Source organism: Photobacterium rosenbergii (assembly GCF_033022775.1).
GTDB classification, from domain to species: domain Bacteria; phylum Pseudomonadota; class Gammaproteobacteria; order Enterobacterales; family Vibrionaceae; genus Photobacterium; species Photobacterium rosenbergii_A.
This window is the reverse complement of record NZ_JAWJZI010000002.1, coordinates 194021-219493: the sequence shown is the minus strand read 5'-3', so window position 1 is coordinate 219493 and position 25473 is coordinate 194021. Positions and strand designations below refer to the sequence as shown.

At 46.1% G+C, this 25473-nt stretch carries 23 protein-coding genes; 13 read left to right on the top strand and 10 right to left on the bottom strand.

Features of this window, described 5'->3' with window-relative positions; genetic code table 11:
- Positions 1–3: 3 nt before the first annotated feature.
- From R2X38_RS05230 to R2X38_RS05210, 5 genes are read right to left on the bottom strand one after another with little or no spacing between them, the layout of a single operon-like run.
- Complete coding sequence (locus R2X38_RS05230) at positions 4–2154, bottom strand: glycoside hydrolase family 2 protein (RefSeq protein ID WP_317521111.1); 2151 nt, start codon at positions 2152–2154, stop codon at positions 4–6.
- A 22-nt stretch (positions 2155–2176) separates the two neighbouring features.
- The gene (locus tag R2X38_RS05225) at positions 2177–2626 is read right to left on the bottom strand and encodes an ATP-binding protein (protein ID WP_317521110.1); all 450 of its coding nucleotides are present in this window, start codon (positions 2624–2626) and stop codon (positions 2177–2179) included.
- 18 nt (positions 2627–2644) lie between these two features.
- On the bottom strand, positions 2645–3826 hold the full coding sequence (locus R2X38_RS05220; RefSeq protein WP_317521109.1) for an NDP-sugar synthase: 1182 nt from the start codon (positions 3824–3826) through the stop codon (positions 2645–2647).
- Between the two features lie 11 nt (positions 3827–3837).
- A complete protein-coding gene (locus R2X38_RS05215; RefSeq protein ID WP_317521108.1) occupies positions 3838–4170 on the bottom strand; it encodes an STAS domain-containing protein in 333 nt (110 codons plus the stop codon).
- A complete protein-coding gene (locus R2X38_RS05210) occupies positions 4122–5381 on the bottom strand; it encodes a PP2C family protein-serine/threonine phosphatase (RefSeq protein WP_317521107.1) in 1260 nt (419 codons plus the stop codon). The genes R2X38_RS05215 and R2X38_RS05210 overlap by 49 nt, the downstream gene beginning before the upstream one ends.
- Before the next feature lie 310 nt (positions 5382–5691).
- On the opposite strand from R2X38_RS05210, the gene R2X38_RS05205 reads away from it, so the two are divergent.
- Together R2X38_RS05205 and R2X38_RS05200 are read left to right on the top strand one after the other, a co-directional pair.
- On the top strand, positions 5692–6621 hold the full coding sequence (locus R2X38_RS05205) for a hypothetical protein (RefSeq protein ID WP_317521106.1): 930 nt from the start codon (positions 5692–5694) through the stop codon (positions 6619–6621).
- Between the two features lie 77 nt (positions 6622–6698).
- Complete coding sequence (locus R2X38_RS05200) at positions 6699–7580, top strand: multidrug transporter (protein WP_317521104.1); 882 nt, start codon at positions 6699–6701, stop codon at positions 7578–7580.
- Positions 7581–7654: 74 nt separating this feature from the next.
- Here R2X38_RS05200 and R2X38_RS05195 read toward each other — a convergent pair whose 3' ends face one another.
- A complete protein-coding gene (locus R2X38_RS05195) occupies positions 7655–8575 on the bottom strand; it encodes a hypothetical protein (RefSeq protein WP_317521103.1) in 921 nt (306 codons plus the stop codon).
- Between the two features lie 545 nt (positions 8576–9120).
- Between R2X38_RS05195 and R2X38_RS05190 the strand changes: the two genes are divergently transcribed.
- Both R2X38_RS05190 and R2X38_RS05185 read left to right on the top strand, forming a co-directional pair.
- The gene (locus R2X38_RS05190; RefSeq protein ID WP_317521101.1) at positions 9121–10560 is read left to right on the top strand and encodes a DUF3131 domain-containing protein; all 1440 of its coding nucleotides are present in this window, start codon (positions 9121–9123) and stop codon (positions 10558–10560) included.
- Between the two features lie 178 nt (positions 10561–10738).
- The gene (locus R2X38_RS05185; protein WP_317521100.1) at positions 10739–11533 is read left to right on the top strand and encodes a family 16 glycosylhydrolase; all 795 of its coding nucleotides are present in this window, start codon (positions 10739–10741) and stop codon (positions 11531–11533) included.
- 22 nt (positions 11534–11555) lie between these two features.
- Here R2X38_RS05185 and R2X38_RS05180 read toward each other — a convergent pair whose 3' ends face one another.
- The 3 genes from R2X38_RS05180 to R2X38_RS05170 all read right to left on the bottom strand — a co-directional run bounded on the left by R2X38_RS05180 (position 11556) and on the right by R2X38_RS05170 (position 14432).
- Positions 11556–11831, bottom strand: a complete 276-nt coding sequence (locus R2X38_RS05180) for a hypothetical protein (RefSeq protein ID WP_317521099.1) — start codon at positions 11829–11831, stop codon at positions 11556–11558.
- Positions 11832–12034: 203 nt separating this feature from the next.
- Positions 12035–13252: a NupC/NupG family nucleoside CNT transporter gene (locus tag R2X38_RS05175; RefSeq protein WP_317521098.1), complete on the bottom strand. Its 1218-nt coding sequence runs from the start codon at positions 13250–13252 to the stop codon at positions 12035–12037.
- A gap of 262 nt (positions 13253–13514) precedes the next feature.
- Complete coding sequence (locus tag R2X38_RS05170; protein WP_317521097.1) at positions 13515–14432, bottom strand: LysR family transcriptional regulator; 918 nt, start codon at positions 14430–14432, stop codon at positions 13515–13517.
- A 317-nt stretch (positions 14433–14749) separates the two neighbouring features.
- On the opposite strand from R2X38_RS05170, the gene R2X38_RS05165 reads away from it, so the two are divergent.
- The 8 genes from R2X38_RS05165 (at position 14750) to R2X38_RS05130 (ending at position 21929) form a co-directional block, all read left to right on the top strand.
- Positions 14750–15568 carry a phosphate ABC transporter substrate-binding protein gene (locus R2X38_RS05165; RefSeq protein ID WP_317521096.1) on the top strand — a complete coding sequence of 273 codons (819 nt, stop codon included), beginning with the start codon at positions 14750–14752 and terminating at the stop codon, positions 15566–15568.
- A gap of 103 nt (positions 15569–15671) precedes the next feature.
- On the top strand, positions 15672–16583 hold the full coding sequence (pstC, locus tag R2X38_RS05160; RefSeq protein WP_039462572.1) for a phosphate ABC transporter permease subunit PstC: 912 nt from the start codon (positions 15672–15674) through the stop codon (positions 16581–16583).
- A 5-nt stretch (positions 16584–16588) separates the two neighbouring features.
- Positions 16589–17455 (top strand): phosphate ABC transporter permease PstA, encoded by an 867-nt coding sequence (gene pstA / locus R2X38_RS05155; RefSeq protein ID WP_317521090.1) that lies wholly within the window; start codon positions 16589–16591, stop codon positions 17453–17455.
- Between the two features lie 18 nt (positions 17456–17473).
- The gene (pstB, locus tag R2X38_RS05150; protein WP_317521089.1) at positions 17474–18223 is read left to right on the top strand and encodes a phosphate ABC transporter ATP-binding protein PstB; all 750 of its coding nucleotides are present in this window, start codon (positions 17474–17476) and stop codon (positions 18221–18223) included.
- A 229-nt stretch (positions 18224–18452) separates the two neighbouring features.
- Positions 18453–18884, top strand: a complete 432-nt coding sequence (locus R2X38_RS05145) for a hypothetical protein (RefSeq protein ID WP_317521087.1) — start codon at positions 18453–18455, stop codon at positions 18882–18884.
- A 119-nt stretch (positions 18885–19003) separates the two neighbouring features.
- Entirely contained in the window at positions 19004–20644 is a 1641-nt protein-coding gene (locus R2X38_RS05140) for a mechanosensitive ion channel family protein (RefSeq protein ID WP_317521086.1), read from the top strand.
- A 263-nt stretch (positions 20645–20907) separates the two neighbouring features.
- Positions 20908–21351: an META domain-containing protein gene (locus R2X38_RS05135; RefSeq protein WP_411184822.1), complete on the top strand. Its 444-nt coding sequence runs from the start codon at positions 20908–20910 to the stop codon at positions 21349–21351.
- A gap of 329 nt (positions 21352–21680) precedes the next feature.
- On the top strand, positions 21681–21929 hold the full coding sequence (locus tag R2X38_RS05130; protein ID WP_317521084.1) for a hypothetical protein: 249 nt from the start codon (positions 21681–21683) through the stop codon (positions 21927–21929).
- A gap of 71 nt (positions 21930–22000) precedes the next feature.
- On the opposite strand, the gene metE is transcribed toward R2X38_RS05130, so the two are convergent.
- Positions 22001–24292 carry a 5-methyltetrahydropteroyltriglutamate--homocysteine S-methyltransferase gene (gene metE / locus R2X38_RS05125; RefSeq protein ID WP_317521083.1) on the bottom strand — a complete coding sequence of 764 codons (2292 nt, stop codon included), beginning with the start codon at positions 24290–24292 and terminating at the stop codon, positions 22001–22003.
- Positions 24293–24525: 233 nt separating this feature from the next.
- Here metE and metR point away from each other — a divergent pair, with 233 nt between their 5' ends.
- Positions 24526–25437: an HTH-type transcriptional regulator MetR gene (gene metR, locus R2X38_RS05120; protein WP_317521081.1), complete on the top strand. Its 912-nt coding sequence runs from the start codon at positions 24526–24528 to the stop codon at positions 25435–25437.
- Positions 25438–25473 lie beyond the last annotated feature (36 nt).

Below are 25473 nucleotides of genomic sequence, written 5' to 3'. Positions count from 1 at the left end.
AATCTAGCCTTCCAAGTCCTGTGCAAGGTAGCGGTTAACACTCACTGTTTCTCCCTTGTTATCCTTAAGCTCCAACGTTAAATAAGAAGCTAAACCGTCTAAAGGCTGCTGATTTGCCACCTCAACCAATGAATTGGCAGCAATGTTAAGCCCTTCGTATTTCCAGCTCTTTTGGTTATAGCTATTGGTCACTACCAAAGAAGCATCATTAAAACTGGTGAGAGAGTCATTAATCACGCTCAACGTCAGCGAAGGCTGCAAGGCTGTCAGTTCGGCCTGCGCAACAGCCAATACCGGCTGGTAAGATTCCTTCATGGCGTCATAGCCCGGCTTAGGTACTCTCTCAACATCCATCACCGACCAAGTCACCGACGGCCAGCTATCAACGAACATGAATTGGTAAATCGCTGCAACCCCGCCACCTTTGTTCAACCTTAGATGCTCAGCAGCAAATTTGGTTACTAGCCTTTGATATTCCTGGGAATTATTCCAAAAGTGTGACAGGGATTCACCTTGTTGAATATGAGCAATATTGAGTGTTTCATGATGCTGATAATTGTGATAACCAAGCGTGTTTAAAACAGCGTCATCCAATGGCCACTCAACTTTCCCCTCTGCGATTGCTTCCAATATCTCCCAGCTAGGCATCGCCTGAGCACCAAACTCGCTCACAATCATTGACGGTTGGTAAGTACGGTAGTCTTTGTATGAACCCGAGTACCAGCCCAGCCAAGGATGCTCATGGGTATAGGAGGCTTTGCGCACTACCCGTCTATCCTCGGCAGCCAACAAAGCTTGATAAACACTCTCTGATAAATGCTTATTTTGGGTGGATTGATAAGATGGGTACTTGTACTTCATCCAAGTCGCATCCCATGGCGGCTCGTTGTGACCAGACCAAAATGCAATAGAAGGATGGTTGAACAATAAGTCTGTCATTGCCCTTGCCTGCCGAGCCGCTTCAAGGGCAAAGCTCGGCGAGTCACTGTATCCCCACTGCAAAGGGAAGTCCTGCCAAACCACCATGCCAGTCTTGTCAGCCAACTCATAGAAAGCCTTTCCTGCCACATGAGCATGGACACGGACGCTGTTGACATTAGCGCTTTTCATCAAGTCGAGATCTTGCTGATACTGCTCGGAAGTTACTTCACCCAACCATTGGCTAGCGATGTAATTAGTGCCCCTGATAAAATAGGGTCTACCGTTAACCAGAAATTGTTTGTTGTTGCTGTCTAGGGTCATTTCCCTAAAACCAATGGCCACGGTTTTCTGATCGGTCAGCTGACCATTTATTGATACCGAAACAGTAAGGTCGTAGAGCGTTGGCTCACCCCAGTCCCAAGGCCACCATAGCTTTCGCGCGGCCTGAGGGATAGATAGCTCTAAATTGGTTTGGCCGGCTTTTAATTCCTGTTCAACAATAAACGTCTCAGCATCATTACTTCCCTGCTGTTGCAGTACCATTTCGATGGTTGCGCCTACCTCACGATTAGAGTCAAGCGCTAACTCTATCTCTGCTGAGGTAACCTGCTTACCGAAGTGATTTACCCTAGGACGCACTTTAAGTGTTTCCACTGCAACAGGACCTGTTTGTTTCAGCGTAACATCACCCCAAATCCCTCCGGAGTTCCAATCCTGACCTTTATCTGACCAAGCCCCACCCGGGCGGGTATCATGATGGTTCAGTACACCTTTGATCAACGTTTTATATAATGACCAATCCGCAACCAGCTTCTCGTTAGGGCTATGCACCCAGACATTGAGTTTATTGTCACCGGGCTCTACAACATCCGTAACTTCCATATGGTGGGGAACAAAATAGCCTGCCTGACGGGAAACATATTTTCCGTTGACGGTCACTGCCGACTCATAATCAATACCATCGAACTCAAGCCAATAGCGACTTAATTGATTCTGGCTATCCAGTTCAAATTGCCTATCGTAATAAGCAGCACCAGCATAATTGATGCCTGACGTTTTCCAATGGCCAGGTACAGAAACATCATACTGTCCTGTCCAAGTGTCATTTTCATCAATTATCTCTAAGCGCCACTTCCCGTTTAATGTCTGGTTATTAACAACCCAGTCATTATTTTCCGAAAAAGAGGCACAAGAAGATAATGAGAATAACGTCATGAATAATATTATTCTCATATTTCCCATCTTTTTATAATGGCTACTCTGCGCGTTTTAAAATTTTAATAGTGTTTTTATTACCATTTTTAATATATTCAAGATTGTCAGTAAGCTGCACGACAATAATGAATCCCCGCCCTGATGTTATCCATGTTTCCGGATCATCGGGATCAGGTTCAATGAATTCACCATTCACTGCTCGATTAAACTCTTCTTTGGTCATTGATTTGCCATAATCAGATACTTCAAAGACCAGTTCATTATTCGAGTTAAAAAAGCAAGAACACTCTATCGGTAATTCATCTGAATACTGATAAGCATGCTCGTACGCATTATTCACCACTTCCACAAGACAAAGTTCAACTTGGTCTATGACGTCTTGTGAAACTTGGTTGCTTCGCAAATATTGCTGCATATCTTCAGCAATATCGCGCGATACATCTGGGGAACTACTGTACTTCTTACTAAACCCTTCAGTGACTAGATCCATTGGTTAGCCCTTATCTACTTAGTTAAGAATTTCTTCCTCTTTATCAGATACAGAGGGAACAAATGTGGAAATATTGCCCAAGCTACCCATCATAGGCTGAACTTGGCGCCTATCATTGAGAATATTTACCGCTTTAAGTTCACTCAAAGACTGCGTATAGCCGTCATGGCTTATGAAATAATCACCGAATACCGTTTTTTCTTCAACATAAGCCGCTGAAGCAACATGGATATACTCACTTACCAGACTCTGTTTTATAACCGCCCCCGACTCAACTTTGCTGTTAGCCCCAATAACAACAGGACCTTCAATAGTCACGCCGGGTTCGATTTCACAGCCGCTGCTAACAATAACAGGAGGTGTAATATCACAACTATCAATATCAAAAACCGTATTGATCCCTACCCAAACACCTGGTTTGACTTGCGTGCCCGGAATAGGATAACCAGGAACCTTGCCATTCATGATATCGCTAGTTACCGTCCATATATCACTGATATTCCCGACATCCAACCACTGAAAATCCATACTGGCCGCATAGAAGTCAACATTATTTTCAACCAATCTAGGGAATAACTCGCTACCAATATCATATTCCTGCTCGGCTGGAATATAGTCAAAAATAGCGGGCTCGAAGATATATATACCGGTATTGATTTGCGTCGACAGCGCCTCTTCCATCGCTGGTTTCTCTTGGAAACTGGTTACCTTGCCGTAATTATCGGTGACAACAACCCCGTACTTTGAAACTTCTTCCAACGCCACATCACGGGTGACAATTGTCGCAATCCCCCCCTTTTGCTTATGGCGACGGACTGCTTCAGACAAGTCCAAATCAATCCAGGCATCACCACATACCACCACAAAGGTTTCATCGAAGAAGCCCGAGAAGTCTTGGATTTTTCTCATACCCCCAGCAGAACCTAGCGCCTTGCTGACAAAGTTACCGTCAACAATTTCCCCTTCGTAGGAAAATGAAAGCTGGACATTGAAATGATGGCCATCGCCAAAGTAATTTTCGATAACTTCAGCCAGGTGACTAGTATTGACCACAATTTTATCAATACCATGTGATGCAAACAGCTGGATCATGGATTCCATCACGGGCTTACCCAAAATAGGAATCATCGGTTTGGGAATTATTTGGGTAATCGGCCTAACTCGGGTCCCTTTCCCTGCGGCGAGGATCATTCCTTTCATGCCATACTCCTTTATGCCATGGTTGCGACAGCGTCTTCAATTGTATCGAAGCTGGTGATCAACTTATCCATGCGGGTTAATTTAAGTAGTTCTTTAACCGCTCGCTGTGGATTCACTACACTGATTTTCTTGCCTCGTAGCATCTTATAAACTGCCATTACTGCACCCAGGCCACTGCTATCCATAAAGCGGACTTCCGATAAATCAAGCACGAGATGGCTGCCAATATCCGACGACAGCTTCTCCACTTCTTCCCGGAAACTAGGTGCTAACTTCGCGTCAAAGCGCTCTTCTTTTATTTGAAGAATTGTGCATTGACCTTGGTTGATAGTTTCATATTGCATAGCTGCTCCCTTTCTGGATTGCCTTTCCATTCCACAACAAGCACGCTGACGTCATCATCAAACTGTTCAGCCTGCTGCCAATCTCTTACATTGTTTACTAACAACTCTGTTTGTAGCGTGGTTGGCTGGTCTTTCAAATCAACCACCGTCTTCCGGAAGCCCTCTTCCGAAAACATTTCATTGCCTTTTTCCGCTTCCGTGATCCCATCGGAATACATCCACACTTTATCGCCTTGTTCCAACTGGATATAAGATGTTTCGTACTCAACGAAATCAAAGGCCCCGACGACAAAACTTTCCTGACCAATAAACTCAGCATCTCCCGTCTTCGAGCGCAGCCATACCAATGGTGGGTGACCGGCAATGGAGAAAGCCATTTTTCCTGTTTTGATATTCAGTACGGCGTAGACCATGGTGAAATAGAGCAAGCTCTGATCATCACTGAGGTATTGTTCATTCAGTCGCTTTAGTACCTCATGAGGAGGGGTGATCCGGTAATATGGCGGCTCTTCGATCGCCGTCTTAACAATCGAGCCATGGCCAGAACTTACGGCAATACTTTGCTGTACCGAAAAAGACAACAAGGCGGAAGACACACCGTGCCCCGCGACATCCAACAGATAAATGGCGACATGCTCCTCATCTAGGTTCATGTAACCCAGCATGTCACCACCGATTTGCGCACTTGGAATAGAGACATAGCTAAGCTCTACCCCTGACATTATCTTTTCTGTCGGTAACAAACGCTTGAGCAACTCTCCTGCCGATTCCAAATCCTTTTTCATGGTGGCGTAGGCACTGTCCAGCGCTTCATTCTTAGTCGTTATTTCATTATGAAGCGCCAAAGTCCGGAATCCCGCCTGAATACGCGCAACCAGCTCATCGACATGGGTATCTTTCACCACAAAGTCATCGGCACCTGCATTGATTCCGTTAACAATAGACTCTTTATCGTCTTTGCCTGAAAGCAGCATGAAAAACAGATACCGGCCATAGTCAGCCGACTTCACCCTCGAGCACAGCTCAATACCATCCATTTCCGGCATCATCCAATCGCTAAGGACAAATTGAATATCCGGGCGATCCTCAAGCACCTGCAATGCATGCATACCATCGCTTGCAGTAATGACATCAAAGCCACGCTTGGATAGCACTTTCTCCATAAAAAGAAGCATGGTTCTGTTATCGTCAACCAGTAAGATTTTCTTCATCCAATCACCTGAAAACCATGCCACCCAAGCATAAACACATTGTTGCACAGCAATTTTTTCAAGCCAACTGATATGCAACCACTTTTATGTACAACTACATTCTAGTAAGGTTTACTAGACACAACAAAAAATTGTTCTTTTTCTGTTTGTTACATCAAAAATTTACTAGTAGTTGATTTACTTTGCATGTAAAAGCAGCCACTACTAGTGACTATTTGCACTCTGGCACACAAGGATGATGGGCTTGCGCTGTATCTGTTTTACTCTTTTTCCGCTATTGATCGCTATGCCCAGCATGGCCGATGAGTATATGAGTGAAACACGCAAGCATGCTCCTGAGCCTACCTCTCCATCCCTGACTCCAGCCAGCAAGATAACCAACTTTGAAACGGATGAAGAAGAGACGGAAGCAGATTTGATTTGGAAGGGGGTCTCAAGCTCATTTTCTCTTCCGTTTGAAGAATGGGAAGAAAATGAAGACAAATCTTTTTTACACGGACTCAGCGGCAACCTCGGCTTCGGCTACCCGCTACTCGAAACGCCGGCAGCCAATATTCCTGCCAACGCCACCAACGGGCCAGCCAATACCAATATGACCACGACCCTGTCGCTTAAATACACTATTTTGGGCAACTGGTTCGTGTCTGGAACTCTTTACTATTACTGGGATGGAGATCAACAGCAGCCATGGAATCCAGATTTTACCTATGTGTTTGGTTACAGCGACTGGCGGCCCTACACCTTTAGCCTGATGTATGCCAACTATGGCGGTAACCGATTCAAAGCAACCGATGAACAGCCTGTCACCAATTTCAACCAGGGCACTTGGTCGTTGGGCTGGAAATTTCCTGTTGTCGACCCTGTGAGAAGCTGGTTGACCTTTACCGATGAGGGAGCGATTGGCTGTCAGATTGATTTCAACTACACCCCGGAATACTTCGATCTTGCCACCACCTCATATATGACAGGTCACAAGACCCTCAGTCTCGGTTGTAAGTACTCTATTTTTGGCAACTGGTACGTCAACGGTACCGCCTTTTATTACTTCGACAGCTCGCAAAAACAGCCTTGGAACCCTGACTACACCTACGGTTTTGGTTACTTTGACTGGCGTCCGGGTACCATCACTGTTCAGTACAACAACTACTCGGGAAACCGCTGGAACTCATCGGATCGCGCCGAAGGTACCGGACGCTTTAAAGATGGTTCTATCACCATTGCCTACTCTTTTTCTTTCTGATCAACAACCAATTATTTTCCATCTTCAATACATGTCCGCTACACTGTCCAACCGCTCTTCAATACGATGGAACCGTAATGTCATTTAGCTGGATTGCTTTTACCCTCCTCGCTGCTCTTAGCCAATCATGGCGCAATGCCTTCCAAAGCAAATTAAGTAAAGATTTGAGTGTGGCAGGTACGACCTTGGCACGCTTTATTTTTGCTAGTCCGCTTGCGTTGGTCTACTTAATCGCGTTGTATCAATGGCAAAGCGCACCAATGCCGCAATTTAGTGGTGAGTTCTGCTTTTATGTCATTGGCGCAGCGGTCATGCAGATAATCGCTACCGGCTTGATGGTGCTACTGTTCAAATTAGAGAACTATGCCATCGGTGCAGGGCTGGCAAAATGTGAAGCCCCAGTATCAGCGGTGCTTGGTGTGTTATTTTTTGGTACCGTTTTAACCTTTACTGGCTGGGTTGGGGTCTTACTCGGGACACTTGGCGTACTGTTGCTAAGTAGCCCGTCGGGATGGCGCAAGCTTTCAATGAAAACCCTGATGCTTGGCCTGAGTTGCAGTTCAGCCTTTGCCCTCACGTCCTTGTGGATCAGGGAAGCTAGCCTGGGCTTACAGCTACCCTTCCCTTTCAGCGCCGCTTGGGTACTATTTTTAGTCATACTGCTACAAACCTTGCTTATTACCGCCTATTTATTAGTGAAAGAGCGACATACTTTAGCCGCTATGTTCGCCAAGCCTAAGCTCGTCATCATGACAAGTTTAACCAGTGTGCTCGGATCTCTTGGCTGGTTCAGCGCCATGTCACTGCAAGCAGTACCCTATGTAAAAACCCTTGGCCAGGTCGAAATCATTTTTATGATCTTCATTTCTTATTTCTGGCTAGGACAACGCATCAGCGCAAAAGAAATGCTCGCCCTATTATTGCTTTCACTGGCTGCCATACTGGTGATGTGGCAATAGTGCATGCCGATAAAATGAAAAACCGACAGCTGATAGGCTTTTACATTTCAACCTAGACTCTTTCTTTCAATGTATTAGTCAACCACACATAGCTTTCGGTTTTGTGAATTAATCATACTGTCATTTGAAATAACGTAATAGTAGAACTCATCCCGCATTTCATACTTCTGAATAAAGGTTCTAATATGATTAAGCAGGCTTTTCGCCTCATTGTAGCGATACAGATAATCTTTATCACACTCGTTCACGACATCCAGATCAACACGAAGCTCATTGAATTGATCCATCAGTTTGCTAACCCGCTCTTCGTTTTGCTTTTCAAGTGCAGAGCTGGCATACAGCTTCTCAAATTCAGCCCGCTTTCTCTCCCACTCATCAACATTGGAAATCTTGGCGCTAATTTCAGCTTCTTGAGATTGTAGTTGGGCAAGTTCTTGATCCACCATCAATTGTGACTCCGTCAACTTCCTCCTCTCTTTGGCAATCGCGCTATTAACATCTCTCTCAAAGCGTCGCTGTAGGCTATAGAGCTGAGAGCTTTTCTTCTTCAGTGCTTTCTGTGAGTCAATATACTGTTGTTCAAGCGATGCAATCTCGCTGTTTTTATCAACCAACAGCGTACTGGTCGCATTGATCTCCTGCATAAGAAATAAATACTTTTCATCCAGATTGATCAGTCGCTCATCCAGCTCATCAATCACTAGCTGCTGCTCTTCCAATTGTGCTTGTTTCGAAATCAGCTGCTGCTGAAACTCATCAATCAGCGTTTGTTTTTCCAACAGCTGTTGTTCGTATTCATCAAACTTATTCTGGACTGATAAATAGTCCACTTGCCCTTGGTTGTATTGCCAATAAAAGTACCCAGCCTGAGCCACAAGTACAGTAAAGATGATGCCTGCAAGGGCGGCCAACCGACGCTGAGAGAACATGGATTTATGCTCAACCCGAACCAAGGATGATGACGACGACTTTGCTCTGCTTTTTCTTCTTTTCATATCATCACTCTTGAGCCGCTGTTACACTGACACCAACTTTCACCTGGCACTTCGGGCAGATGTATGACCGCTTATGGATTTCGGCATGACAAGACGGGCAAGTGATGTGCTTTCTATCCTTACTCATATACATCAGCAAAGCCCCAATGGGGCCCAAGACATAACCCAACAATATACCAGCGATTAAATTCCCTTTTTGGTAGCCCAAATAGGTCGATAGGCAAAAAAAAGCCAAATAAAAGAGAAACCAGAATACGATACCAAGTTCCATATGATCACCGCTTTTTATGATTAAAGTAAGCCCATCACCGCGTTGCTAACACTTTCCTAAGCAAAACTCTTTGCCATACACCACCAGTAGCATATTAATTATAGGACAAGCAAAAAAAATACAATAAAGAAATTACAGATAATTAATTAAACATCAGGTAGTTATCTACGAGAGCAGTGTCACATTTTTGCTCTGCATGCATAGCAAACTATCCCAACATATGAATTAAACCGATATAACTTAGTATGTAGTTTCGAAAAGGAATGCAGAGGTAATGCCCAAAAAGGTTTTTCAAACAAGAAAAGCACAGCGATTGACGGCTTTGTATTCTGCATTGCTGATGTCATTTTCAGTGTTTGCGGCTTTTAATAACGAGACGGAAGAACCGAGTCCCAGTTTTTATGGTGGCCGTAGCGTCACCCATAATAATAAAGATGCGTCCAGTCGCGAGATACATTTTCAACGACGGACAATCGCTCCACCTATCACCAACGAAGAAATCGCAGAAGTCGCCGAACTAGACGCTAGCACGTTGCTTGTTTCAGAAAACCCTATTATTACACTATCGCCTGGACAACTCCCATCCATAGCGCTTAGCCGCAACGAAAAGCTACTCGCAAAAAAAGCCTACTACTATTTTGAACAAAACTGGAATAATGACACCGGGCTGATCAATTCGGTGCAGGGCTACCATCACAGTACCATGTGGGATGTCGCCAGTGGTATTGCCGCGACTCTCTCGGCCGAGGGACTAGGGCTTATCACGGCAGAACAAGCGGACAGCAAACTGCAAAAGACCTTCGAGTCGCTATTAGCGCTCCCTTTATACAACAACGCGTTACCTAACCGTGAATACAATACCCATACAGCCCAACCATCTGGCCGCTATAGTAGCACTAGTTCAAACGGCAATGGCTGGTCGGCGTTAGACATAGGCCGTTTGTTAATTTGGCTGGAAATAACCCAAGTTCACAAGCCCCAATTAACCCAAGCTATAGAGCGTATCCTGGATAGATGGGATTTAGACAAAGCCGTATCCAATGGCACATTATATGGTGAACTTAAAACAGCCCAAAAGCGCCATTACCGGCAAGAAGGAAGACTTGGCTACCTGCAATATGCCGCATCGGGCTTTGACTTCTTTGGCTTTGATGTCAGCAAAGCCTATGAGAAAAATGATATCGATGAAGTTACTGTTGATGGTTTTGAGCTTTTGGTAGACAAGCGAAATCTCCCCTACTTCACCACAGACCCTTATGTGCTATATGGTATTGAAATTGGTTCGACAGACCAGTGGTGGAATCAACTAGATGTACTGTTTCGGCTACAGAAACGAAAATCGTCCAAAGAAACAAAACCATGGATCTTTGCCGAAGATGCCATGAGCCGGTCACCTTGGTTTTCTTACAACAACATCTATATTTATGGCAGTGCGTGGTTGAGTATCGCCCCCGGTGGCAAGCCCGTTGAGAACCCACAAATTTTTAGCAATAAAGTCGCTTTTGGCTTAAGTGTTTTGTTCGATGGTGATGACTTTAGCCACCAGCTGGCGGATGAAGTGATAGACAATAGCCTTACACACAGGGCTGTTCCTACTGGGATTTATTTAAATGGAGGCCCTAACAGCGCTTACAACATCAACACCAATTCACTGATTTTAACTGCCTTGTGGTATAAAAAACGCCATTTCCGCCCACTCATTGAGCCGGGCTAATATGAAAATTGCATAATGCTCAGTTTCACTTAGCAAACTGCGTCGCATAATTTCATTCTTCGTCTCAGATCCAATACAGGTTTGCAGTTATAGAGCAAAATAATCCTGCTAGTTTTATACCCTAGTGGCACAAGAACTTGGCTACAAGCCTATTTTAATTTCCAAAGGATCTGTATTTATGTTGTTACGATCTCTCAATAAAACGGCAGGCATCATCACTATGATTACTCTCTCCCCCTTTGCGCTTGCCAGTAGTCCAATCGAAGACCCGCTTACCGAGCTAAATACCAGCATTTGGTGGAAGTCCGATGGCTGGAGCAATGGTTTTCCTTTCTACAATCGCTGGGAAGGAGAAGCGATTAGCCATTCATCCGATGGCATGGCGATCACCTTGAGCCATGCTCCTAATGATAGTGACGACTTTGAGTTTCAATCTGGGGAGCTGAGAAGCCATGACTATTATGGCTATGGCTGTTATGAGGTAGAAATGAAGCCTATTGCAGCGCCTGGCGTCATTAGCTCTTTCTTTCTATTTGCCGGTCCTTACGATAAGCCTGAAGATGGCAATGGGATGCACAACGAGATTGATGTGGAGTTTTTAGGCAATAACACCAATGTCATGCAAGTGAACTTCTGGACCAACGATGACCGCTATGCTCGTAGCCACGAGCAATTAATTTACTTGGATTTCGATGCCTCACAAGATTTCCACCGCTATGGCATTAAGTGGACCAAAGGGGCGATCAAGTGGTATATCGATGGCAAGTTGGTCTACAAGGTGAAAAATAGCAGCGACGATCCTATTCCTTCCGTAAACGACAGCCGCCTTCGGATCATGGCCAATGTCTGGGCAACCGATGATAGGATCTCTAATTGGGCTGGAGAGTTCAGTAAAGATCCCGCGACCTCTATCACTGCCGAGTACAGAAACTTCCGCTTTATACCCGATCGAACATGCTCGCTGAGAAACTAGCCACAGGCATTAACCGCCGCAATCAAGCGCGCTTAATCCTTACCACTTTCATCACTTCAAAGTTCAATCCAGCCACAACTTCCGTGGCTGGATAATAAGTCAGGTTTACCTTTGCGCCTGCTAGCGATTGGTACTTTTTCTTGCGCTTGAATTTAAACGGCACATCGTAGCCTTCAAGCATCAGGGAGTGCATGATCCAGTCTCCGTTTTCGCGCTGGGTATGCGAGGCGACTTTCTTATCTTCGGAATGAACAAGCTTCTTGTGTTGGCCCAGCAACTTATCAACGTCAGATTTCATCATCCACCCTTTATCTTATTTATATCACTTGTGAGACAGACACTACCGGATTGGCTACATATACTCAAATGGTCCTTAGGTCTTATATTGCAGTTCAAATGATCATAGTGTACTTGGCACTATTGATACATACAAAAACAGAGTGCATCGCACTCTGTTTTCTTTTATCTATCAGTCACTTTCTACCTATTAACAGCTCCGTTTTAGAAAGAAAGGAATACACCTGCGATTGTCGCACTCATCAGGTTTGCCAACGTCGCAGCAAAAATCGCTTTGAAACCTAAACGGGCAATATCAGGACGTCGGCTTGGCACTACACCACCCAGGCCACCCATCAGCATAGCAATTGAAGTCAGGTTAGCAAAACCACATAGCGCGAAGGTCACGATAGCCTGAGAGTGAGTGCTAAGTTGATCTTTCACAGCAATAAGATCAGCAAACGCAACAAACTCATTCACAGCAATCTTCTTGCCGATCAAACTAGCCGCAACCGTCGCTTCAGACCACGGCACACCGATCAACCATGCCACTGGCGCAAACAAGTAACCGAAGATGAGCTCAAGGCTAAGGTTGTCGATACCGGTCCAGCCACCAACGTGTGCAAGACCACCGTTGATCAATGCAATCAAACTGATGATCGCCAGCAAGCTAGCACCCACAGCCATGACAATTTGCAGGCCGCTCAGTGCACCCTGTGTCGCCGCATCGATAATGTTCACTGGCTCATCATCGGCATCATCATCTGCCGCATTGTCATCATTGATAACTTCGGTCTGAGGAACAAGAATTTTCGCCATCATCAAACCGGCAGGGGCAGACATAAAGCTGGCAGCGATCAGGTAACTAATGTCTACACCAAGACCTGCATAGCCCACCAAGGTACCACCAGCAACAGAAGCCAGGCCACCAACCATCACGGCAAACAGTTCAGAACGGCTCATTTTGGCAAGATATGGACGGACAACCAATGGCGCCTCGACAGAGCCAACGAAAATATTCGCCGTCGCCGACATCGACTCCGTGCGGCTGGTGCCCAGTAAACGCTGAAGCAAACCACCAATACTGCGGATAATGAAGCCCATTACGCCCAAGTAATACAGCACTGAGATCAAAGCCGAGAAAAAGACAATCGTCGGTAGAACATTGACCGCGAAGATAAAGCCAAGTTTGAACTGAGCCAGTTCGCCAAATAGGAACTCAGTGCCCACACGGCCGTAGTCGATGATTCCTGAAACAGCCGATGATACAGAGTTGAGGATCTCACGCCCCACAGGCACGTATAAGATAAAGCCTGCAAAAACCAGCTGGATGGCAAAGGCACCACCCACAGTACGCCAGTTAATTTCACGACGATTTTCAGAAAATAGAACTGCAACCGCAAAAAGCGCCAATACGCCTAGTGCACTGACCAGATAGCTCATGGTCAAACTCCACAAATTTGTTAGTAAACGATTGCGGAGGCATTCTATTTAGAAATAAAACTGTGACAAGGATCAACTTGTTACACGTATTTACACTTTCACCACAAATAGCTTGGGAATTGGCTATTTATAAGCCAAATCATGCCTATACATCATGATTAGTGCAAATACGGGATACTATTGTCACCACAGTTGACAATATCCCCCCTTATTACAGAGGTGATGATGCGAAAACGATTTCGTGTTTGCACCTTACTGGTGATTAAAGCACCTTATCCCAGTACACAGGTTCACCAATCTTCTCGCGAATAAAATCGAGAAATGCCTGGACCTTCTTTGGCAGAAACTGGTAACGGGGGTAAACAGCATATAAAGGCATGTGCTGCGACAAATCCCAATCAGGCATTAGGCGCACTAGCCGGCCTTCTTGAAACTCCTTGTCCAATAAATAAGTCGCCAAATACCCTATCCCATGGCCAGCAAGTGTCGCGTCAAGGATCGCATCCGCGGAATCGACCCGGTAATTTCCAGAAACTTTGATATTTTGTTGCTCACCATCCTTCTGAAAACTCCAGATGTTATCTTTACGCTCTCTGCTGTAATAGGTAATGCAATTATGATTGTTGAGATCATCAGGCTGGTAAGGTACGCCATGACGAGTAAGGTAATCCGGACTTGCTGCCAGCACAAAATGGCAATCTGCTAAGTGCCTGGCGACAAACCCTTCCGGTGGCGAGTCCGTCATCCCTATCCATAAGTCCAACTGCTCGGCAATCAAATCAACCTTGTGATCAAACAAACTCATCTCAACATCCAGCTGGGGAAATTGCTGATGGAAGGCCGCTAGGTATGGCGCGATATGATGGCGTGCGAAAGACTGGGCACTGCCTACTCTGAGGATCCCCTGCATACTGTCGGAGCTCTGGACTAGCTCGCTTTCCGCTTCATTGATCTCGGCAACGATATTGGCACAGTGCACAGCAAACCTTTCACCTGCCTCGGTTAAGGATAACGAACGGGTTGTGCGCTGTACGAGCTGTACTCCCAGCCTTTGTTCCAATTGCTGTACCTGTTTGCTGACTTGAGTGCGGGATATATCAAGTAGCTGTGCCGCCTTGGTAAAGCTACGCTGATTGGTCAGCGCATTAAACACAACCATCTGTTGGGCTTTTTTGATCATTATGACTGTATTTCTTGAAGCTCACTATGATAGACATTGTAACAGAGGCAGAAAATGAAATACCGTTTTCGAGATGACAAACACCGCGCTTTCATACGCTTAATGAGAGTGATGCTCTGTCGGTTATATTTGCTGCAAAAAGGCCCGCCACCTTCAAAAGTGGAACAGAGGTCAAATTGGACACTTATTAAACATTTATGATGACCGTCATAGAGTGTTCAAAGTACTGAAACATTACTGTCATACTTTTTCCCTAATCTTGGCCTCGTTCATTCAAACCTATTGGCAATACGGCCAGCTTTTTAAGGATTAGGAAAATGAAAACAAAGGTTATCGGCGCACTAGCCCTAGCAGGTTCAATGGTATTTAACACTGCGGTAGCAAAAGAAACTATCTCAGTAGTCGGTTCGAACTCTGTTACACCTATCATGGAAGTTCTAGGTGAGACCTATTCACAATCTCACGATGTTTCTATCGAAGTACAGGGCCCAGGTTCATCTGCTGGTGTTCGCGCTGCCCACGATGGTTCTTCTGACCTAGGTATGAGTTCTCGCGATCTTAAAGATTCAGAGAAAGCAGACAACATCAAAGAAGTTGTTATTGCTCGCGACGGTATCGCTGTAGTTGCTCACACGAGCAACCCAGTATCGGACCTATCTAAAGAAGAAGTAACGAAAATCTACAAAGGCGAAATCACAAACTGGAAAGAAGTCGGTGGTGAAGACAAGCCAATCGTAGTTGCAACCCGTGATACAGCTTCGGGTACTCGTGGTGCTTTCGAAGACATCATGAACCTTAAAATGAAAGTTAACGACATTTCAGTTTCAGCTATCTCTCAGCGTGCACAAGTTGCAAGTGGCAATGGCCAGCTAAAGACTATCGTCGCTAACAACCCGTTTGCTATCGGCTACATCTCTCTGGGTTCTGTTGACAGTTCTGTTAAGCCGCTGTCAATCGACAACCACGAGCCATCAGTTGAAGCTATCCAGGCTGGCGACTACGGTGTACAGCGTCCGTTCCTTGTTCTTTACAAAGAAGGTCGCCCATCTACAGCTGCACTAGACTTCCTGAAGTGGATTAAGAGCGCTGAAGCCCAGAAGATTGTTGCTGACAAAGGCTACATCGCTGTTAACTAAGTAAACGTTTTATTTACCGGTCATCATCCGATGATGGTGGCCGGTTTTGTTGATTCCTCGGTATTCGGGTAAACCTTGTTTAGCCAATATCTGGAGTAAAGATATGACCATCGCAAATAACATTGAAAGTTCAGCTAAAGGCTCTTCGCTTAAAGCAAAAGATAAAGTCGACTGGCGAGAACTGTTTTTTAAATATCTCTTTTTATCGAGTGCTGCACTTGGCATTCTATCGCTAATCTTAATTGGCTACTTTATTTTCCGTGAAGGCTACGATGCCTTTGCCCAAGCCGGTGTTGGTTCTATCGTATTCGGTACTAACTGGCTGCCACCAGCGCTTTACGGTATCGCTCCGATGATCGTGGCGTCTGTAGTGTCTACTGCTGGTGCGGTTGTTCTGGGTGTGCCAATTGGCGTGCTCACTGCGATTTTCATTGCCGAGGTTGCCCCGAAGCGTCTTGCCAATACAATTCGTCCGATGATTGAGCTGCTGGCGGGTATTCCGTCTGTTGTATACGGTTTCTTCGGCTTGGTTATCATCGTCCCCCTGATTCAAGATGTTTTCTCGGTACCTGCGGGTAACACTATCTTGGCCGGTATCATTGTACTTGCGGTAATGATTCTGCCAACGGTTATCACGGTGTCTGAAACATCAATCCGCGCTGTACCACGTACTTACAAAGAAGGTTCGTACGCTCTGGGTGCATCGCAAATGTTCACTATCTTTAAGCTGCTAGTACCAGCTGCCCGCTCAGGCATCATGACCGGCGTCATCCTGGGTGTTGCTCGTGCACTGGGTGAGACCATGGCAATCATCATGGTAATGGGTAACTCTCCTGCAATGCCACAAGGCTTGTTGGATTCAGCCCGTACCCTAACGGCTAACATCGCAATTGAAATGTCTTACGCGACAGGCCTGCACGCAAGTGCTCTTTACGCCACGGGTATCGTTCTTCTGGTCTTCATCATGGTACTAAACGGCGCGCTTCTTTATCTGAACCGTGAGCGTGCGAGGTAATCACTATGGCTCTTAAAGGTACAAATACACAAAAGCAGCAGATGAAAGATAACATTTCTCTGGCGCTTATCTGGTCGGCAGCCTCTATCACTGTTGGCTTCCTAGTGTGGGTGGTTTGGTACATCCTAAGCAATGGCCTGTCTTACGTAGACTGGACATTCATCACCAGCAACTACACCACTATCGGTCAGGAGTCAGGTATCTGGCCAATGATCGTATCAACCCTATACATGGTTGCCGCTTCAATCGGTGTTGCTGCACCGCTAGGTATCATGACTGCTATCTACCTGACCGAATATGCAAAAGTAGGTAGTAAGCTAGTTAAAGTGATTCGTTTCTGTACTGAATCACTGGCCGGTATTCCGTCGATTATCTACGGTCTATTCGGTATGACATTCTTCGTTGTCGTAATGGGCTTTGGTTACTCTATCCTGTCAGGTGCCCTGACCCTGAGTATCCTGATTCTGCCAGTTATTATCCGTACAACTGAAGAAGCACTAATGGCTGTTCCTCAGACTTACCGTGAAGGTTCATATGGTCTGGGTGCATCTAAGATTTACACCATCTGGAGACTAATCCTGCCAAGCGCTATGCCGGGTATTGTTACCTCCATCATCCTCAGTGTAGGTCGTGTTATCGGTGAATCTGCACCGGTCTTCATGACAGCAGGTATGGTTGCCCGTATCCCAGAGAGCATGTTTGACTCTGGCCGTACGCTAACCGTTCACCTGTACAAACTAACGCAGGAGCTATACACAATTCACGAATGGAACCAGGCATACGCAACCGCCACCATTCTAATCATTGTTGTTCTTGTTATTAACTTGCTAACGAAGATCATCGCTAGCCGATTCAATACTGCGACTTACTAATTTTTGAGGAAGAGAACCATGAATAAATTTAGCATTGAAAATCTAGACCTATACTACGGCGAAAACCAGGCACTTAAGCAAATCAACCTGCCAATTCCAAACCGTCAGGTAACCGCGCTTATCGGCCCGTCTGGTTGTGGTAAGTCAACCCTACTGCGTTGCCTTAACCGTATGAACGACCTGATCGAAGGCGTGAAAATCGAAGGCAAGCTATCAATGGATGGCGAAGACGTATACGGCAACATCGACGTTGCACAACTTCGCATCAAAGTAGGTATGGTATTCCAGAAGCCGAACCCGTTCCCAATGAGCATCTACGAGAACATTGCTTACGGTCTTCGTGCTCAGGGCGTTAAAGACAAGAAAATTCTAGACGAAGTGGTTGAGCGCTCACTGCGCGGCGCTGCCCTTTGGGATGAAGTAAAAGACCGTTTGAAATCACACGCATTCGGCCTGTCGGGTGGTCAGCAGCAGCGTCTGTGTATCGCCCGTACTATCGCCATGGAGCCAGAAGTGATCCTGATGGACGAACCAACATCAGCACTTGACCCAATTGCGACTAAGAAAATTGAAGATTTGATGGAGACTCTGAAGAAGGACTTCACCATCGTTATCGTTACCCACTCTATGCAGCAGGCTCGTCGTATTTCCGACCGTACCGCCTTCTTCCTGATGGGTGAACTGGTTGAGCACGATTCGACAGACGTGCTGTTCAGCCGCCCAGCGGACGACCGCACTCGCGGTTACGTCAACGGTGACTTCGGTTAATAGCCTTTCAATCGCTTCCTCGAATCGTATGCAGAATTTTGACGAATAATAACAGCGATGGTAAATATTGCCCCCTCAAGTAGGGGGCCTTTTTTTGTCTGCTCTACCCACCCCGCCAAGATCAACTAAACTGTTGGGAAGTGTTTTTTAGCGACCTCGGTGCTGTCGGCTGCCCGCACAGCATTGGGGTGACGAATCATATGCCACCTCCCTTAACAGGAAGCTAACCATGAAGATCACTGTAGCGATGAGAGTGCACGCTTACCTGCTCTTGCTGTATGCCGTCTTTTGGGCCCACGCCAGTGACGATATCCGCTCCGAGCGGGTGCAGTTCCAGCCTGGCTCCAATAATGCGGTCATTGAGTCCTCTATCACCGGCTACGAGGTGGTCGACTACCTGCTAGGCGCACGGGCAGGGCAGACCATGAATGTCAGCCTAGCAACAAAACATACTGCGACGTACTTCAACATTCTCGCACCCGGCGAAAATGCAGAAGCGATGTTCAATGGCTCGATCAACGAGAACCAATTCGAAGGCGCCCTGCCCTCGAGCGGCGACTACAAGATCCGCGTCTATATGATGCGTTCAGCCGCACGCCGCAACGAAGTTGCGCCATACCGGCTAGAGGTGGTGATTGCAGGCAAGGGAGACGAGAAATGATCTCGCTCCCAGCCAGAAACGGCCTGGGTATCTCGCTGTTCTTCTAACATTTAAGCCAGCCTCCCTTCGCACGATCTCTATGTTTATAGGTATGTAAGTCTCTGTGGAGTCCGCCATCCATGCGCTGGCTAATTATCCTTGCCCTTTTTTTCTCTCTGACGTGCTTTGCCGAGGAGGCCGAACAGGCGCCCGAGCCAAAACCGAATGAATTTGCCAAGATAGAGCAATTGGAATTGGAAATAGCTGATCTTTATAAGGACTCTCAGGGGAAAACAGGCACAGCCAAAAGCATCATTGATATGCAGATGCTGAAAAAGAATGAAGATATCCGTGCTGAACTGCAAAAACTGATCAATAAACGCACGGAAGAGAACACTCCAAGAATCATAGGGTTTGTCAATGATCAGATAGAATACCTCACTCTGGCCATTGATTTTCTTGCTGAGCAAGTTACTAAATTACAGAGTGATTTGGATAGTGCCGATCAAGAGCAGAAGCTGATCATCCAAAAAACGCTGCATGAAACGACAACCTTCTACCACACCATTCTTGGTGAACATTGGACCAACTTTGGTTGGCTGGAGTTACTGGGTAAGCCTGACGACAGAAAAAAAGCCGAGCTCATCAAGGAGATCGAGCAACGGCTAGAATTTCTATCGACCAAGCTGTCATTCGACAACCAACAGGAAAACATGCTGGCGAGCCAGATTAAATCTGCGGCAGAAGAAGAAAAGGCCTCCTTACAGTTACAATATATCCTCGCGCAACGACAAGTGGCCGGAGACATAGAGGGACTGCAGTTTATCGTCGATCTTGCCAACAAGATGGGCATCGACACTACCGACTACACCAAACAGTTATTTGTTGTGTCTGGTAACCTCACCAATGAAATACTGGATATCAAAGTGCTGTGGTCACTACTCTCAGATGGGTTGATAGACTTCAGGGATTGGTTGGCACAAAATACGCCTGCCGCGCTGTTCAAGCTGTTTGTCTTCTTGGTCATTATCTTTATCTTCAAAATCTTCAAGAATATCACCCGACGTATTGTTACCCGCGCGGTCTCCTCACCGACCCTGAGGATGTCGCAGCTGATGAAAGACTTCTTCATCTCAATCAGTGGCAACACGGTGTTGTGTATCGGTATATTGATTGCCCTATCACAAATCGGGTTGAATCTTGCACCTGTGCTGACTGGTTTCGGTGTTGCGGGTGTGATCATTGGCTTCGCCTTGCAGGATACCCTGTCTAACTTCGCATCCGGGATGATGCTGCTGATCTACCGCCCATTCGATGTCGATGACTTTGTCGAAGCGGGGGGCACCTCCGGAAAAGTTAGTCATATGAGCTTAGTCAGCACTACCATCAAGACGTTTGATAACCAAATCCTTATCGTACCGAACAGCAAGATCTGGGGCGATACCATCAAGAACATCACCCATGAGAAGGTACGTCGGGTAGACATGGTTTTTGGCATCGGCTACGGCGATGATATCGAAAAAACGGAGAAGGTATTGGAAGCGATCCTGGCCGATCACCCAATGGTACTGCGCTCACCCGAACCAACCATCAAGCTGCATGTTCTCAATTCCTCCTCTGTCGATTTCATCGTTCGTCCTTGGGTTAAAACTGAGGACTATTGGGATGTCTACTGGGATGTGACCCGAGAGGTAAAAATGCGCTTTGACAGGGAAGGCATATCTATTCCGTTCCCACAACAAGATGTTCATCTTCATATGATAAAAAAAAATGAAGATTAAACTGACGCAGGCTTAACATTTTTTCTTTTTGGCTTCTATAAACTACTATATTGTTTAGTGTTTATGTTTTTCTATGGACTAAAACATAACCAAACCTGAATATAGTTAAGGTTTTGTGTGATTTTTTATATTCCCTCACACCAAAATCTGATATATATTGTAAAACAAGATAAAAAACAACGTACAATTAATTCTCTAGCTTATGTATTCAGGGGAATAATGCTTGGCTAGACAGTTATAAAGACTTCTGGGAATTTATGATGATGAAGAAACGTTTTCTTGCCGCTTTGGCCGTACCTGTCATTCTTGCCGCTTGTGCATCAAACACTGAAAGCGAGCCGACTACCGCTATGATTACGAATACTGATCTTGCTTCTTACAACTGGGTGCTTAACAAAGTTGACGGCAATGCACTTGAAATTGCTGAACCATTCAAGACTCCAAACCTTCAACTATCTTCTGATCTCGGTGCCAACGGCCATGCTGGCTGTAACCGTTACTTCGGTCAAGCTGAGCTTAACGAAGGCAAACTTCGCATCGAAAAAATGGGCATGACCATGATGGCTTGTCCAGAGCCAGCGATGGAGCTTGAGCGAGTGATGAGCGCAACGCTAATGGACTGGAGCACAGCCACTGTGGCAGGCAACCAGCTAACGCTAGCCGGTACAGAGCATACGCTTACTTTCACGCGCACCGAAGCTGAGTAAGTAACCAATCATGATTTAATACTCCTGCAATTGGCAGGAGTATTATTTTATAAATCAACAAAAATCATTAATTCATAAAACTTTCATCTTTTATCACTTAAATTAAATTCACTCCAGCTTCAACTTCTCTTCGCTTAATCGATCCAATGGCTTTTCAATAAGTTAGTTATATTATTCATCCTCATAAAAATAGATAATATGCTATCTATGTGGGGTTATTGATAAGAATTAAACTTAAAGTATTGTAAATCACCATGATGACAAAGCTTTATCATCTACGCTTAAAAGGCAACTCGGTACACCTTTCCATTTTGCTAAGGTAGGCTGCTATGAAAACTATCGCGTTAATGATTGCAGGGCTATTCATTGCTAACTCAGCTGTCGCATACGAGCTCCAAGGTCGAAACGACAACAGTGAAATATCACCTCAGAAAGTCGAGTACCAACCGTCCAATTATGTTCCTACAAGCAAAGAGCTACAGGGCCAAAATAATCGTACCCACTTTCCAAAGCTGAAGACCAAATATACCAAATCGGACTACAAACCTAGCTTCGATGATATTAAAGGTCGCTCTTAATACATCAAAGCCCCTGAGAGATCTCACAGGGGCTTTACTTAACACATTAGCATCTTTTCACATTAATCATCTTATACGGCTTTCGATTGATACTGCTGGCGCAATAATTTCGCCGCTTCAACCAAGTTTGTCAGAGCTGCTTCGGTTTCTTCCCAACTCCGCGTTTTCAGTCCGCAATCTGGATTTATCCATAAACGTTTAGCCGGTATTTTCGCTTCTGCTTTTTCAACCAATTCGACGATCTGCTCTACCGTAGGTATGTTCGGAGAATGAATATCATAAACTCCAGGACCAATCTCATTTGGATAATCAAAGGCCTCGAAGGCTTTGAGTAACTCCATATCAGAGCGGGAGGTCTCAATGGTGATCACATCAGCATCCAGAGCAGCGACTGATTCAATCATGTCATTGAACTCGCTGTAACACATATGGGTATGGATCTGGGTTTTCGGCTCCGCGCTGGCGGCAGAAATCTTGAAGGCTTTCACAGCCCAATCGAGATAGGCTTGCCATTGGCTTGCCTTAAGTGGCATTCCTTCACGGATCGCCGGCTCATCAATCTGGATGATCTTGATGCCTTTTTCTTGCAGATCCGCCACCTCATCTCGCAAGGCCAGTGCTATCTGATTAGCAATTGCTTCGCGACTCAAGTCTTCCCGCGGGAATGTCCATCCTAGGATTGTCACAGGCCCTGTCAGCATACCTTTTACCGGCTTTTCCGTCAGTGATTGAGCATAGTGCGCCCAAGAGACAGTCATTGGCTTAGCACGATAAATATCAGACACAATCACGGCAGGTTTCACGCATCGTGAGCCATAACTTTGTACCCAACCAAAGCGGGTCGCGGCAAAACCTTCAAGCTGTTCAGCAAAGTATTCCACCATGTCATTACGTTCAGCTTCACCATGAACCAGGACATCAAGGCCGAGCTTGTTCTGGCGCTCAATCGCATCGTCGATATGCCCCTGCATGGCGTTGACATAAGCTTGCTCGTTCAACCGCCCTGCTTTGAAGTCCCTTCGTTGGGTGCGAATTTCGTTGGTTTGCGGAAAGGAACCTATGGTTGTTGTTGGCAGCAGCGGTAACCCTAATGACTGGCGCTGTATACGAGCACGCTCTTGGTAAGGCAGTTTTCTCTCTGCCAGCGCATCGGTAATGGCTTCACTTCGCTGGCGTACCTGTTCATTATTCACCAGTGTACTGGTTGCTCGGGCTTTGATCGGCGCACTGTAACGAGCACACTCTTCAATCGCGATCTCATTGCCATCCATGGCCTGTGCTAATAAGGTCAGCTCACGGCATTTTTGCTTGGCGAAAGCCAGCCACTGTCGAACTTCAGGCTTAAGCTCGGTTTCCAAGTCCAAGTCCATCGGGCTGTGAAGCAACGAGCACGAAGAAGCGAGCCAGAGGCGATCTCCTAGTAGAGCCTTGATCGGTTGTAGTCTTTCCAGCAGAGCACTGAGATCTGCCCGCCAGACGTTTCGGCCATTGACCACGCCAGCCGATAACACCCAGCCTTCTGGTAGATGCTGCACCACTTCTTCCAGTTGTTCAGGCGCTGCCGAGACATCCACATGAAGACCATCGACTTTCAGTCCGGTGATCATATCCAAATGATGAGTAATGCTATCAAAATACGTCGTCAGCAACAGTTTTGGTGCGCCATGGAGCACCTGATAAGCAATTTTAAATGAATTTCGCCACTTTTTAGGAAGCTCCAGCGCCAGTACTGGCTCATCAATCTGTACCCAATCAATACCGAGGTTTGCCAGTTTAGTCAGGATTTGCTGATACGCTGCCAGTAGCCTTGGCAATAAAGAAAGCCTATCAAAGCCTTGCTCTTTTTCTTTTCCAAGCCATAGATAAGAAACAGGCCCCAGCAGTACAGGTTTCACTTTATGGCCTGCTTGCTTGGCTTCAGCGATTTCTTCGAACAGTTGCGGCCAACTTACGTTGAATTCATCGTCGGCGCTGAACTCAGGCACAATGTAGTGATAATTGGTATTGAACCATTTGGTCATATCCGATGCTGCACACGCACAGCCAGTTGGCGCTTTGCCCCTCGCAACCCGAAACAGTGTATCAAGATCAGGAAAACCACTGCGGTGGCGCTTTGGCAAGTGGCCAAGCAGCATACTGGTACCAAGCACATGATCGTACCAAGCAAAATCACCGACAGTGACCACATCAAGCCCTGCACCGGATTGCTCTCCCCAGTGGCGATGACGAAGCAGACTACCGACTTCCTTCAGTTCTGCCTGTGAAATTTCCCCGCGCCAGTATTTTTCCTGGGCAAGCTTTAGCTCTCGCTGGCTGCCGAATCGCGGGTACCCCAAAATATGTGTTGTTGTTTTTACAGTCATTATTGTTCCGTCCATGCATTCTTTACCGTTGTTGGCATAACAATGACCCACCCACTGACTATGAGCAATTTCTTATCATTAATGATTATCTTGAATAAAATTCATATGAATTGACTTGTGTATTCATAGATAAAACGCTATTTAGCCGTCTAGATGTTTACACCGCTATTTTTTCTCGTTACAGTAAAAGCGTTATAGGGACAGCGCCAACACGGAAAGTATGAGGAAACGATTTGATTGAAATTAAGCACTTAAAAACACTGACTGTGTTGAGAGATACCGGATCGTTAACCGCGACAGCCACTACTTTGTGTCTGACCCAGTCTGCGTTGTCTCACCAGCTAAAAGATTTAGAACAGCGGCTTGGTAGCCAGCTTTTCCTGCGCAAAACTCGCCCTGTAAAGTTCACGGCTGAGGGTGATATCTTATTGCGCCTTGCCGATGACCTCTTTCCCCGACTGGCGCAAGCAGAACATGAACTTGCAAGCTTAAAAGAAGATACCAACGGCCGACTTCACATGGCGATCGAGTGCCACTCCTGCTTCCAATGGCTAATGCCAGCACTCAAGGAGTACCAAACCCACTGGCCGAATGTCACCTTGGACTTCTCCTCTGGTTTTGGTTTCGAGCCACTGCCAGCACTGAGCGCCGGAGAGCTCGATCTTGTTATTACCTCGGATATTCAAACTCGAAGCGAAATTCATTTCGAGCCGTTGTTTGATTTTGAGATGCGCCTGATTGTATCCCCGCAATCTCCACTGGCCTCAAAAGATGTGATTACCCCGGAGGATTTAGCCCATGAAACCATGCTGAGTTATCCGGTACAGCGCAGCCGCCTTGATGTGGTAAAACACTTCATGCAACCTGCCGGAGTAGAGCCCGCCAATTGGAAACAAGCGGATAATACCCTGATGCTGATTCAGATGGTTTCTGCTGGACTGGGCGTTGCTGCACTGCCGAACTGGGCAGTTTATGACTTTGCCCGCCAAGGGCTCATTATCAGCAAACCGCTTGGTGATGGCCTATGGCGTCGCTTATTTGCCGCGATTAGAGCACAAGAGCGAGAGCGCCATTATCTATCAGCATTTTTTGCTACGGCAAAGCAACAGTGCCAAACACACTTGGAAGGGATCAAGGCTGCATAACCACGATGAGAGTTATTCACCTTCACCATTGCAGCC